General features: G+C 63.2%; 9 protein-coding genes and 1 tRNA gene. All 10 read left to right on the top strand.

Annotated features, from left to right (window positions below; translation table 11 throughout):
• The first annotated feature begins 1 nt into the window (after position 1).
• On the top strand, positions 2–2833 hold the full coding sequence (ileS, locus tag ASF90_RS02755; RefSeq protein ID WP_055845536.1) for an isoleucine--tRNA ligase: 2832 nt from the start codon (positions 2–4) through the stop codon (positions 2831–2833).
• 229 nt (positions 2834–3062) lie between these two features.
• Positions 3063–3581: a signal peptidase II gene (lspA, locus tag ASF90_RS02750; protein ID WP_055845533.1), complete on the top strand. Its 519-nt coding sequence runs from the start codon at positions 3063–3065 to the stop codon at positions 3579–3581.
• Positions 3582–3645: 64 nt separating this feature from the next.
• A complete protein-coding gene (gene ispH / locus ASF90_RS02745) occupies positions 3646–4596 on the top strand; it encodes a 4-hydroxy-3-methylbut-2-enyl diphosphate reductase (RefSeq protein WP_055846264.1) in 951 nt (316 codons plus the stop codon).
• A 140-nt stretch (positions 4597–4736) separates the two neighbouring features.
• Positions 4737–4812 (top strand) — tRNA-Thr (locus ASF90_RS02740).
• Between the two features lie 360 nt (positions 4813–5172).
• Complete coding sequence (gene cyoA / locus ASF90_RS02735; protein WP_055845531.1) at positions 5173–6108, top strand: ubiquinol oxidase subunit II; 936 nt, start codon at positions 5173–5175, stop codon at positions 6106–6108.
• Positions 6108–8108 carry a cytochrome o ubiquinol oxidase subunit I gene (cyoB, locus tag ASF90_RS02730; protein ID WP_055845528.1) on the top strand — a complete coding sequence of 667 codons (2001 nt, stop codon included), beginning with the start codon at positions 6108–6110 and terminating at the stop codon, positions 8106–8108. Before cyoA ends, cyoB begins: the two co-directional genes overlap by 1 nt.
• Positions 8105–8737: a cytochrome o ubiquinol oxidase subunit III gene (gene cyoC, locus ASF90_RS02725; protein WP_181112921.1), complete on the top strand. Its 633-nt coding sequence runs from the start codon at positions 8105–8107 to the stop codon at positions 8735–8737. Before cyoB ends, cyoC begins: the two co-directional genes overlap by 4 nt.
• Entirely contained in the window at positions 8737–9072 is a 336-nt protein-coding gene (gene cyoD / locus ASF90_RS02720; protein WP_005989936.1) for a cytochrome o ubiquinol oxidase subunit IV, read from the top strand. Before cyoC ends, cyoD begins: the two co-directional genes overlap by 1 nt.
• A 170-nt stretch (positions 9073–9242) precedes the next feature.
• Complete coding sequence (locus ASF90_RS02715) at positions 9243–11123, top strand: tetratricopeptide repeat protein (protein ID WP_161963594.1); 1881 nt, start codon at positions 9243–9245, stop codon at positions 11121–11123.
• Positions 11124–11320: 197 nt separating this feature from the next.
• The gene (radA, locus tag ASF90_RS02710) at positions 11321–12712 is read left to right on the top strand and encodes a DNA repair protein RadA (protein WP_055845525.1); all 1392 of its coding nucleotides are present in this window, start codon (positions 11321–11323) and stop codon (positions 12710–12712) included.
• Positions 12713–12929: the final 217 nt, after the last annotated feature.

Raw genomic sequence — 12929 nt, 5'->3', positions numbered from 1 at the left:
TGTGACCCAAGACTACAAAGCCACTCTCCATCTGCCTGCGACGGAATTTCCGATGCGCGGCGACCTGCCCAAGCGCGAGCCGGCGATGCTGGACCGCTGGGAGCGCGAGGGGCTGTATGCGCAGCTGCGCGCCAACGCGGCAGGGCGTCCGCTGTTCGTGCTGCACGACGGCCCGCCGTATGCCAATGGCCAGATCCATCTGGGCCACGCGGTCAACAAGATCCTCAAGGACATCATCGTCAAGTCGAAGTATCTGGCTGGCTTCGATGCGCCGTACATCCCGGGCTGGGATTGCCATGGCCTGCCGATCGAGATCGCGATCGAAAAGAAGTACGGCAAGGTCGGCGTCAAGCTCGACGCGGCCGAGTTCCGTCAGAAGTGCCGCGAATACGCGACCGAGCAGATCGATCTGCAGCGGCGCGACTTCAAGCGCCTGGGCGTGGTCGGCGATTGGGACAACCCGTACAAGACGCTGGATTTCCGCTTCGAAGCCAACGAAATCCGCGCGCTGGCCAAGGTGGTGGATAACGGCCATCTGACCCGCGGCGTCAAGCCGGTGCATTGGTGCTTCGATTGCGGCTCGGCACTGGCCGAGGCCGAGATCGAATACGCCGACAAGGTGTCGCCGACGGTGGATGTGGCCTATCCGGCACGCGATCCGGCGGCGGTCGCTGCCGCGTTCGGCGCCAGCCTGCCGGCAGGCACCAGCGTGGCGGTGCCGATCTGGACCACCACGCCGTGGACGCTGCCGGCATCGCTGGCAGTGAGCCTGGGTGCGGAGCTCGATTACGTGTTGGTCGAAGGCCCGGCCGATCGCGGTCAGCCGCGCTGGCTGGTGGTGGCCGAGGCCCTGGCGGCCAGGGTGCTGGCGCGCTATGGCGTGGACGACGTGACGGTGCATGGCCATGCCAAGGGCGCCGTGCTGGACCAGATGCTCCTCAATCACCCCTTCTATGCCGAGCGCGAGATCCCGCTGCTGCTGGGCGAGCACGTCTCTGCCGAGGAAGGCACCGGCGCCGTGCATACCGCGCCCGGTCATGGTCAGGAGGACTATCAGGTGTCCAAGCAGTACGGCCTGCTGGAGCGCTACAGCGCCGCGCAGATCAATCCGGTGGACGGGCGTGGCGTGTATCTGCCCTCCACGCCGCCGCTGGGCGACACCGTGCTGGCCGGTCTGCATATCTGGAAGGCCAACGACGTCATCATCAACGCGCTGCGCGACACCGGCGTGTTGCTGGCGGCCAGCAAGATGGAGCACAGCTACCCGCATTGCTGGCGCCACAAGACGCCGATCGCGTTCCGCGCCACGCCTCAGTGGTTCATCTCGATGGAGCAGGCCAACCTGCGTGCCGATGCGCTCAAGGCCATCGAGCAGGTGACCTGGTACCCGGCGTGGGGCCAGGCGCGCATCGCCGGCATGGTCGAAGGCCGCCCGGATTGGACCATCTCGCGCCAGCGCACCTGGGGCGTGCCGATCGCCTTGTTCGTGCACCGCGAAACCGGCGAGCCGCATCCGCGCAGCACCGAACTGCTGCGCCAGGTGGCCGACCGCGTAGAGCTGGGCGGCGTGGACGTGTGGTACACGCTGGACGCGGCCGAACTGCTGGGCGATGAAGCGGCCGACTACGACAAGATCACCGACATCCTGGATGTGTGGTTCGACTCCGGCGTGACGCATGAAGCAGTGTTGGTGGACCGCGGCCTGCCCAAACCGGCCGACCTGTATCTGGAAGGCTCCGACCAGCACCGCGGCTGGTTCCAGTCCTCGCTGCTGAGCGGCGTGGCGATGGACAAGGCGGCGCCCTACAAGCAGTGCCTCACCCATGGCTTCACCGTGGACGAGCACGGCCGCAAGATGTCCAAGTCGTCCGGCAACGGCATCGAACCGCAGGAGATCATGAAGACCCTCGGCGCGGACATCCTGCGCCTGTGGATCGCATCGGCCGATTACAGCAACGAGATGTCGCTGTCGCAGGAAATCCTCAAGCGCAACGCCGATGCGTATCGCCGCCTGCGCAATACCGCGCGCTTCCTGCTCGGCAATCTGCATGGCTTCGACCCGCTGCAGCATCTGGTGGCGCTGGACGACATGGTGCTGCTGGACCGCTGGATCGTGCATCGCGCGCATGAGCTGCAGGAAAAGATCGTCGCTGCCTATGCGCGCTACGACTTTGCCGAGATCGTGCAGGCGCTGCTGAATTTCTGCAGCGTGGACCTGGGCTCGTTGTACCTGGACGTCACCAAGGACCGTCTGTACACGATGGCCGAAGACGCGCGCGGTCGCCGCTCGGCGCAGAGCGCGATGTATCACGTGGCCGAGGCATTCGTGCGCTGGGTGGCTCCGGTGCTGACATTTACTGCCGAAGAGTTGTGGGCGTATCTGCCGGGCGAGCATGTCGGCAACGTGTTGTTCGCTACCTGGTACGACGGGTTGGCGCCGCTGCCTGCCGCTGCCGCGCTGACCAGTGCGGATGTCGACAAGTTGCTGGCCCTGCGCGAGCAGGTGTCCAAGGTGCTGGAGCCGATGCGTGCCAATGGCGCCATCGGTGCGGCGCTGGAAGCGGAGATCACCGTGGCCGCTGATGCACAGACCGCCGCGCGCTGGCAGCCGCTGGCCGAGGAGCTGCGCTTTTTGTTCATCAGTGGCGACGTCACCGTGACCGCGGCCAGTACCGACGACATCTTCGTCAGCGCGCAGCCGACCACCAAGGCCAAGTGCGTGCGCTGCTGGCACCACCAGGCCAGCGTGGGCAGCGATGCGCGTCACCCGGAACTGTGCAGCCGTTGCGTCAGCAATATCGAAGGCCCTGGCGAGGAGCGTCGCTGGTTCTAGCGTCGCTGGTTCTGATGTCGTGATTGCTTCTCCCGCGAGCGGGAGTCCGTTTCAATACACCTTCTCCCGCAAGCGGGAGTCCGTTCCAATTATTCCTTCTCCCGCAAGCGGGAGAAGGTGGCGCGCAGCACCGGATGAGGGCCGCGATGGCGCATTCGGCGTTGTTTGCCGATTTGCCCGTCGGGCAGCTTCTCCCGAACCCGGGAGTAGCAACAGTTAAGGTGATTCCATGACCGCAAGACCCAAACCCTCTGCCTTGATCTGGCTCGTGCTGTCGGCCGTCGTAATCGGCCTGGACCAGTGGAGCAAGGCCTGGGTGCTGTCCAGCCTGCCCGAGTACACCCCGGTGCCGGTCATCGACGGCTTCTGGAACTGGTACCGCACCTATAACACCGGTGCAGCCTTCAGCTTCTTGAGCGATGCCGGCGGCTGGCAGCTGTGGTTCTTCACCGCCTTGGCGGTGGGTATCAGCGGCCTGCTGGCGTTCTGGCTGTCGCGCACCGCCCGCGGCGAATGGCGCAGTGCGCTGCCGTATGCGCTGGTGATCGGGGGGGCGATCGGCAATGTGATCGACCGGCTGATGCACGGCCACGTGGTCGATTTCATTCAGTGGTACATCGGTAGCCATATCTGGCCGTCATTCAATATCGCCGACTCGGCCATCGTGGGCGGTGCCATCGGGATTGCCGTGTTCGGGCTGTTCGACAAGGGCGGCAAGCGCGAGCCGGGAATCGGGAATCGCCCCTGAAGCCCGGTTGCCGACGCGCCCCGCTTGCTCCGACCCTCTTCTCCATTCCCGTAGAATGCTCGCCATGGATGTCCTGCTCGCCAATCCCCGTGGTTTTTGTGCCGGTGTCGACCGTGCGATCGAGATCGTCAAGCGCGCGATCGAGACGCTGGGCGCGCCGATCTATGTACGCCATGAAGTCGTGCACAACCGCTTTGTGGTCGACGACCTCAAGCAGCGCGGCGCGATTTTCGTCGAAGAGCTCGACGAGGTGCCCGATAACGCCACGGTGATCTTCAGCGCACACGGCGTCTCGCAGGCGGTGCGCCAGGAGGCCGAGCGCCGTGGCTTGAAGGTGTTCGACGCCACCTGCCCGCTGGTGACCAAGGTGCATTTCGAGGTCGCGCGCCACTGCCGGGCCGGCCGCGATGTGGTGCTGATCGGCCATGCCGGGCATCCGGAAGTGGAAGGCACCATGGGGCAGTGGAGCCGCGAGCGCGGCCCGGGCACGATCTATCTGGTGGAAGACATCGATCAGGTCGCTACGCTGCAGATCAATCAGCCGGAAAATCTGGCGTACACAACCCAGACCACGCTGTCGGTCGACGACACCATGGGCATCATCGAGGCGCTGCGCGCACGCTACCCGGCGATGCAGGGGCCGCGGCACGACGACATCTGCTACGCCACCCAGAACCGCCAGGACGCGGTACGCGATCTGGCGCGGCAGTGCGATCTGGTGCTGGTGGTCGGCTCGCCCAATAGCTCCAATTCCAACCGGCTGAGCGAACTCGCCCGCCGTGACGGGGTGGAGTCGTACTTGATCGACAACGCCAGCGAGATCGATCCGGCCTGGATCGTCGGCAAACAGCATATTGGCCTCACTGCCGGTGCGTCCGCTCCCCAGGTGCTGGTCGATGGCGTGCTGGCCCGGTTGCGCGAGCTGGGCGCGGGTAGCGTGTCCGAACTGGAAGGTGAGCCCGAATCGATGGTGTTCGCACTGCCCAAGGAACTGCGGCTGCGTCTGGTCAGCTGACCGCGCGTCGATGGCCAACGTTGGCCGCGGCAGAGTGAGCAGCGTTTGGGTACCGCCACGTCACTGGCGCCGGCTACGGCAGCCGCCCGCCCCTGGGGCGATTGACCAGCCCCCGGCTCCGCTCCTACAATGCACGGCTCGCCGGAATAGCTCAGTTGGTAGAGCGGCGCATTCGTAATGCGTAGGTCGTAGGTTCGATTCCTATTTCCGGCACCATCGCTTCAGCACTGGGTCGGCCCTTGGCCGGCCCAGTTGCGTTTTTGGCCTCTGCAGGCGCAATTTCACCCAGTTGTCGCATGCATTTCAGTGCGATTGCAGGTCGCAACGACGGCCATCACGGCACCCATCCTGGCTTACGCTGCGCTGCGACAACATGTCGCACGATTTTGCGCGCATTTATTGCGGCAGATCATTGCCAATGGGTTTCGTGCAGGTGCAGCAAAGACTAAAATTAGCGCGCTAACTCGTGTCTTCGGTCTGCGCGGGCCCGCCTTCAACAGGGAAGGGCATCGTCGGACATCTCCCTTGCCGGAGACGATGCGCGCGGCTGGCGTTCCTTCGCACTTGGATCGACCGATGATTCCGCTGAAACATCTCGGGCGTTTACTTCGTCCAGGTCTGATGTTGCCCTTCCTGCTGTTGGCAGGGTGCAACTCGGCCATCCTCAATCCGAAAGGCCAGATCGGCCACGACGAGAAGCAACTGCTGATCACTTCCGTGGTGCTCATGCTGATCGTGGTCATCCCGGTGATCGTGATGACGATTGCGTTCGCGTGGAAATATCGCGCATCCAACACGAAGGCGCGCTACGAGCCGGATTGGTCGCATTCCACCGCCATCGAAGTGGTGGTGTGGTCGATTCCATGCGTGATCATCCTGGTGCTGGCGGTGCTGACCTGGCGCTCGTCGCATGCGCTGGACCCGTACCGGCCGCTGGATTCGGACGTCAAGCCGCTCAACATCGAAGCAGTGTCGCTGGACTGGAAGTGGATGTTCATCTACCCGGATCAGAACATCGCCACCGTCAACGAGATCGCGTTCCCGGTGCACACGCCGCTGAACTTCAAGATCACCTCCGATACGGTGATGAACTCGTTCTTCATTCCGCACCTGGGCACCATGATCTACGCGATGGCGGGCATGGAAACCAAGCTGCATCTGGTGGCCGACGAGCCCGGCGAATACTTCGGCCTGTCGACCAACTACAGCGGTCACGGCTTTTCGAAGATGAGCTTCAAGGCGCATGCGGTCGATCAGGCCGGCTTCGACGCGTGGGTGGCCAAGGTCAAGGCATCGCCGACGTCCTTGAATGCCGCCGAATATCAGGTGTTGGCTGCCAATCGCAACGACAAAGAACAGTATCCGGTCACCTACTACTCGTCGGTGCAGGACGGCATGTTCCGGTCGCTGGTCGACAAATACATGAATGGTCCGGGCCATAGCAAAGGCCACGGCGACCATGAGGCATCGGCTGTAGAGCCGGTCGCCATGTGCACTTCTGGAGACAAGTGATGCTAGGCAAACTTACCATCGAGGCGGTTCCGTACCACGAGCCGATCATCATGATCGCGCTGGGTGGTGCAGGCCTGCTCGGCCTGCTCATCGCGGGCGCCATCACCAAGTACAAGCTGTGGGGCTACCTGTGGAAGGAGTGGTTCACCTCGGTGGATCACAAGCGCATCGGCGTGATGTACATCATCGTGGCGCTGGTCATGTTGCTGCGCGGTTTTGCCGATGCGGCCATGATGCGTACTCAGCAGGCATTGGCGGGTAACGGTGGCGAAGGCGTGCTACCTCCGCACCATTACGACCAGATCTTTACTGCGCATGGCGTGATCATGATCTTCTTCATGGCCATGCCGTTCATGACTGGCTTGTTGAACCTGATCGTGCCGCTGCAGATCGGTGCACGCGACGTGGCGTTTCCGTTCCTGAACTCGCTGAGCTTCTGGCTGTTCGTGGCCGGCGCAGCGTTGATCAACATCTCGCTCGGCGTCGGTGAATTCGCGCAGACCGGTTGGCTGGCGTATCCGCCGTTGTCGGGGCTGGAATACAGTCCAGGGGTCGGTGTCGATTACTACATCTGGGCGTTGCAGGTCTCGGGCTTAGGCACGTTGCTGACCGGTGTGAACTTCTTCGTGACGATCATGCGGATGCGCGCGCCGGGCATGACCCTGATGCGCATGCCGATCTTCACCTGGACCGCGTTGATCACCAATATCCTGATCATCGCTGCGTTCCCGATCCTCACCGTGGCGCTGGCGCTGCTGGGTGCCGACCGTTACCTGGGCACGCACTTCTTCACCAACGACGGTGGCGGCAACGCCATGATGTACGTCAACCTGATCTGGATCTGGGGTCACCCGGAGGTCTACATCCTGATCCTGCCGGCGTTCGGCATCTTCTCCGAGTTGATCGCCACCTATAGCCGCAAGCGCTTGTTCGGCTACACCTCGATGGTGTACGCCACCTCGTGCATCGGCGTGCTGTCGTTCGTGGTGTGGTTGCATCACTTCTTCACCATGGGCTCGGGTGCCAACGTCAATGCCTTCTTCGGCATCACGACGATGATCATCTCGATTCCGACCGGCGTGAAAATCTTCAACTGGTTGTTCACCATGTTCCGCGGTCGCGTGCACATGACCTCACCGGTGCTGTGGACCATCGGCTTCATCATCACCTTCACCATCGGCGGCATGACCGGCGTGATGTTGGCGATTCCGGCCGTGGACTTCGTGCTGCACAACAGCCTGTTCCTGATCGCGCACTTCCATAACGTGATCATCGGCGGTGTGGTGTTCGGCTACCTGGCAGGTCTGACCTACTGGTTCCCGAAGGCGTTCGGCTTCAAGCTCAACGAAAAGATCGGCAAGGCCTCGTTCTGGTGCTGGATCATCGGTTTCTTCGTGGCCTTCATGCCGTTGTACGTGCTCGGCTTCATGGGCATGACCCGTCGCATGAGCACCTACAACCATCCCGAGTGGGCGCCGTGGCTGTATGTCGCTGCGGCCGGTGCTGCGATCATCGGCATGGGTATCTTCCTGAATCTGCTGCAGATCGTTTACAGCGTGTGGAAGCGCAAGGAGCACATGGACTACACGGGCGATCCGTGGGATGGCCGTACGTTGGAGTGGGCAACCTCTTCGCCGCCGCCGTTCTACAACTTCGCCGTGCTGCCGCACATCGACGACCGAGATCAGTTCTGGGCCGACAAGCAGAATGGCAAGGGCTGGGTGCGTCCGTCCAAGTACGAGCCGATCCATATGCCGCGCAATACCGGTGCAGGCGTGTACATGGGTGCCTTCAGCGTGCTGATGGGCTTCGGTCTGATCTGGCACATCTGGTGGCTGGCCATCCTCGGCCTGGTGGGCATGATCGGTAGCTTCATCGTGCGCACCTTCGATGACGACATCGATTACTGGGTGCCGGCCGATGAAGTGGAGCGCATCGAAAACGCGCGCTTCGCCCTGCTCGAACAGCAACAGGCGGCGCAGGCCGCGAAGGTGGTATGACCATGGCTTCCTCGACCACGCTTGACCACGCCGCCCACGCGGGCGGCCACGATCACGACCACGAGCATCACGACGGCGGTGGCAACACCGTCTTCGGATTCTGGGTCTATCTGATGAGCGACTGCCTGCTGTTTGCCGGTCTGTTCGCCACCTATGCGGTGCTCTCCGGCGCCACGGTGGATGGGCCGACCGCCAAGGAGCTGTTCGATCTGAAGTTCGTGCTGGTGGAAACCTTCCTGCTGTTGTTCAGCAGCTTGAGCTTCGGCTTTGCGATGATCTCTGCGCACAAGCGCAGCATGACCGGCCTGTATGGCTGGCTGGGCGTGACCGCGCTACTGGGTATCGGCTTTCTGTGCATGGAAGTCTGGGAGTTCAATCACCTGATCCATGAAGGTGCCGGCCCGGGGCGCAGCGCGTTCCTGTCCGCCTTCTTCACCCTGGTCGGAACCCACGGTTTGCACGTGGCGTCGGGCCTGTTGTGGATGGCAGTGCTGGTGATCCAGATCTCCAAGAACGGCCTGACTGCGCGCAACAGCACGCGTCTGGCCTGCCTGAGCCTGTTCTGGCACTTCCTGGACATCATCTGGATCGGTGTGTTCACCGTCGTCTATCTGCTGGGAGCGCTGTAATGGCCAATCACCACCACACCGAGACCGCGGCCGATGCGCATGCCGGCGGTTTGAAGTCCTACCTGATCGGCTTCGTCATGGCCGTCATCCTCACCGTCATCCCGTTCGCGATGGTGATGAGTGGGGCGTTCTCCAAGGGTGTCACCATCGTCGTGATCTCGGTCATGGCCGCGGTGCAGATGCTGGTGCACATGGTGTACTTCCTGCATATGGATCGCACGCCCGAGCAGCGCTCCAACGTACAGGTGGGCCTGTTCTCGCTGCTGATCATCGGCATCGTGATCGTCGGTTCGCTGTGGGTGCTGCACAACATGAACGTCAACATGATGCATTGAGACGGCGCCACGCCGGATCGCGTCATGCTGTTATGAAGAAGGCCGCCAGCGATTGGCGGCTTTTTTTTGCGCATGAATTTGCCTGCGGCATGACCAATGGCATACGGGGAAGCCGTGGTGGACGCTTAGCATCGTGGGCTTGCCTGTTTCAGGTCACCCGCGGAGTTGCGATGAAGATGCCCACCCTGTTGTCCGTGTCGTTGCTGGCAGCGCTGTCGTTGCCCGCCGCCGCGCAAACCGCACCGCCGCAGGACGTGCCGTTCGACGGCACCTTGAAGATCGACGTCGATGCCACCGACCTGGCGCACCGCATCTTCAAGGTCAAGACCACCATGCCGGCAAAGCCCGGCCCGATGACGCTGCTGTATCCGCAGTGGATTCCCGGCAACCACTCGCCCACCGGTCCGATCGACAAGCTGGCCGGTCTGGTGATCAAGGTCGATGGCAAGGTGGTGCCATGGAAGCGCGACCAGTTCGATGTGTACGCTTTCACCGTGGACGTGCCGCAGGGCGCCACCGAGCTGGTAGCCGAGTTCAAGTTTCTCTCGCCGCAGGCCCCCAACCAGGGCCGGGTGATGATGACTCCGGAGATGCTCAACCTGCAGTGGAATACCACGGCGCTGTATCCGGCCGGCGTCTTCGCACGCAACATCAAGGCGCAGGCCAGCGTGACGCTGCCAGCCGGCTGGAGCTATGCCACGGCGCTGGAAACCGAGCGCCGCGTCGGCGACACGGTGACCTTCAAGCCGATCGATTTCGATGATCTGGTCGATTCGCCGATGTTCGCCGGCAAGTACTACAAGCGCGTGGAGCTGAGCGCCGGCAAGCAGCCGGTCTACCTCAACGTATTCGCCGACGAAGCCAAGTCGCTGGACGCCAAGCCCGAGCAGATCAAGGCGCATGCCTCGCTGGTGCAGCAGATGGACAAGCTGTACGGCGCGCGGCATTTCGATCACTACGAATTCCTGCTGGCGCTGACCAAGAAGTTGGGCGGCATCGGCCTGGAGCATCACCGTTCCAGCGAAAACAGCGGCGTGCCGACTTACTTCACCGAGTGGGACAAGAGCTGGACCGGGCGCGACCTGCTCGCACACGAGTTCAACCATTCCTGGAACGGCAAGTACCGCCGCGGCGCCGATCTGGCCACGCCCAACTTCAACGTGCCAATGGGCGACAGCCTGCTGTGGCTGTACGAGGGCCAGACCCAGTTCTGGGGCGAAGTGATGTCCGCACGTTCGGGCCTGTGGACGCAGGATCAGGCGCGCGAGATGCTGGCCGGCGTGGCGGCCAGCTATGAGCGTGGTCGCCCCGGCATGGCCTGGCGCACCGTGCAGGACACCACCAACGACCCGACCATGTCGATGCGCCGTCCCAAGGCGTACCGCAGCTATCAGATGGCCGAGGACTATTACTCAGGCGGCCAGATGATGTGGCTGGAAGTGGACAGCAAGCTGCGCGCGCTGACCAACAACAAGCGCTCCATCGACGATTTCGGCAAGGCGTTCTTCGGCATGAAGAACGGCGATTGGGACGTCAATCCGTACACCTTCGACGACATCGTCGCCACCCTCAACGGCGTGGCCGCCTACGACTGGGCGAGCCTGTTGCGCAGTCGCATGGACGGGCATGGTTCGTTGAACGGCGGCATCGAAGCCAACGGCTGGAAGCTGGTCTACAACGAGGAGCCGAATCTGGCCACCAAGGCCGACGAGAGCGACGACAAGGACGCCAGCCTGACCTATTCGCTTGGACTGTCTTTGAAAGCCTCGGGCGATATCAGCGATGTGCTGTGGGACGGCCCGGCCTTCAACGCCGGCTTGATCGCGGGCAACACGATCATGGCGGTCAACGGCCGCGCCTTCAGCAGTGAGGTGATCAAGGACGCGATCAAGGCGGCCAAGGGCACCACCGCGCCGATCGAGTTGCTGGTCAAGCGCGGCGATCGTTACGACACCGTGCGCATCGATTACCACGGTGGTTTGCTGTATCCGCATCTGGAACGCATTGCCGGTACGCCTGACCGTTTGAGTGAGTTGTACAAGGCCAGGTAAGTGCATGGCTGATGTGCGCGCGTAGGCGCATGTCGACAACGCAGCCGCAGGGGCGACGGACGTCGATCCTGCGGCTTTTTTGTGCTGCAGAATCAGAACTTCCCGATCGCATGTCGGCCGCGCGCTGCAGCGCCGTCGCGCATGCTGAGACCGTCAGCCACTATCCTGTCGCATCAACGACAACAGGCAAGACGACGATGGCGAAGGCGAAGACGGCCTATGTCTGCGGCGAGTGCGGCGCCGAGTACACCAAATGGCAGGGGCAATGCACCGAATGCGGTGTGTGGAATACGCTCAGCGAAATCGTGCTGGAAAGTGCCACCCCTGGCGGCAAGGCCTCGCCCGCGGCGTCGCGTCGCAGTGGTTGGGCCGGCAAGACCGAGGCACCCAAGATCACTGCGCTCAAGGATGTGCAGCAGTCCGAACAAGCGCGCGTGTCCACCGGCATCGGCGAGTTCGATCGCGTGCTGGGCGGTGGCCTGGTTGAAGGTGCGGTGGTGCTGATCGGCGGCGACCCGGGGATCGGCAAGTCGACGCTGTTGTTGCAGGCGCTGGCCAGCATGGCCTCAACGCTGCCGGTGCTGTACGTCACCGGCGAGGAATCGCTGGCGCAGGTAGCCGGGCGAGCGGTGCGACTGGATCTACCGCTGGAAGGCTTGAACGCCCTGGCCGAAACCGGCATCGAAAACATCCTGCAGCACGCCAGCGTGGCGCGGCCGAAACTGATCGTGGCCGACTCGGTACAGACCTTGTGGACCGAATCGTTGACCGCAGCACCTGGGTCGGTCAGCCAGGTGCGCGAGAGCGCGGCGCGGCTGGTGCGTTATGCCAAGGAGACCGGTACGGCCGTGTTCCTGGTCGGGCATGTGACCAAGGAAGGCGGCATCGCCGGCCCGCGCGTGCTTGAGCACATGGTCGATGCGGTGCTGTATTTCGAAGGCGAAAGCGGCAGCCGGTTCCGCCTGCTGCGCGCGTTCAAGAACCGCTTCGGCGCGGTCAACGAGCTGGGCGTGTTCGCGATGGGCGAGAAGGGCCTCAAGGAGGTCTCCAATCCGTCGGCGATCTTTCTGTCTGGCGGCAGCACCCAGCAGCCCGGCAGTTGCGTCATGGTGACCCGTGAAGGCACCCGGCCGCTGATGGTGGAGGTGCAGGCGCTGGTGGATGCCTCGCCACTGTCCAATCCACGCCGGGTGGCGGTGGGATTGGAGCAGAACCGGCTTGCGATGTTGTTGGCGGTGCTGCATCGGCATGGCGGCATCGTGGTGGGCGACCAGGACGTGTTCGTCAACGTGGTCGGCGGCATTCGCGTGCAGGAGACCGCGGCCGATCTGCCGGTGTTGCTGGCAGTGCTGTCCTCGCTGCGCGACCGGCCGTTGTCCGAGAAGACGATTGCCTTTGGCGAAGTCGGGTTGTCCGGCGAGATCCGTCCTGTGCCCAATGGCGAGGACCGTCTGAAGGAAGCCGCCACCCATGGCTTCAAGCGCGCGATCGTGCCGCGTGCCAACGCACCGAAGACGGCCAGCATCAAGGGGATGGAGATCATCGCGGTGGAGCGGCTGAGTCAGGCGCTGGAGGCCGCGGCCGACTGAGGTGCGGCTGCGCCGTGGTCAGGGTTGGGGCAGGGACGGGGCAGGCTGTCCGGCCAAGCGCGGGGTTCGCGCAGTGGGCGCTGCCAGCAGGCAGCGTCGAACATTGCCATCGCCTGACGCTCCCCAGCGGAGCCGGCGACCGTCCGTCGGCTGGCGCCCGGCAATTTGCATGTGGGCGTGAAGAAAACGTTTTCACCAGAGTGCGGCTATGGCACCA

Origin of the sequence: Xanthomonas sp. Leaf148, from assembly GCF_001423585.1 — a bacterium.
Classification (GTDB): Bacteria; Pseudomonadota; Gammaproteobacteria; order Xanthomonadales; family Xanthomonadaceae; genus Xanthomonas.
This window is presented reverse-complemented; position numbering and strand designations above follow the sequence as displayed.

Bases quoted from the DNA above. Each gene is read 5' to 3' on its own strand.
- lspA (WP_055845533.1), top strand. From the start codon at position 3,063: ATGACCGCAAGACCCAAACCCTCTGCCTTGATCTGGCTCGTGCTGTCG.
- ispH (WP_055846264.1), top strand. From the start codon at position 3,646: ATGGATGTCCTGCTCGCCAATCCCCGTGGTTTTTGTGCCGGTGTCGAC.
- cyoA (WP_055845531.1), top strand. From the start codon at position 5,173: ATGATTCCGCTGAAACATCTCGGGCGTTTACTTCGTCCAGGTCTGATG.
- cyoB (WP_055845528.1), top strand. From the start codon at position 6,108: ATGCTAGGCAAACTTACCATCGAGGCGGTTCCGTACCACGAGCCGATC.
- cyoC (WP_181112921.1), top strand. From the start codon at position 8,105: ATGACCATGGCTTCCTCGACCACGCTTGACCACGCCGCCCACGCGGGC.
- cyoD (WP_005989936.1), top strand. From the start codon at position 8,737: ATGGCCAATCACCACCACACCGAGACCGCGGCCGATGCGCATGCCGGC.
- ASF90_RS02715 (WP_161963594.1), top strand. From the start codon at position 9,243: ATGAAGATGCCCACCCTGTTGTCCGTGTCGTTGCTGGCAGCGCTGTCG.
- radA (WP_055845525.1), top strand. From the start codon at position 11,321: ATGGCGAAGGCGAAGACGGCCTATGTCTGCGGCGAGTGCGGCGCCGAG.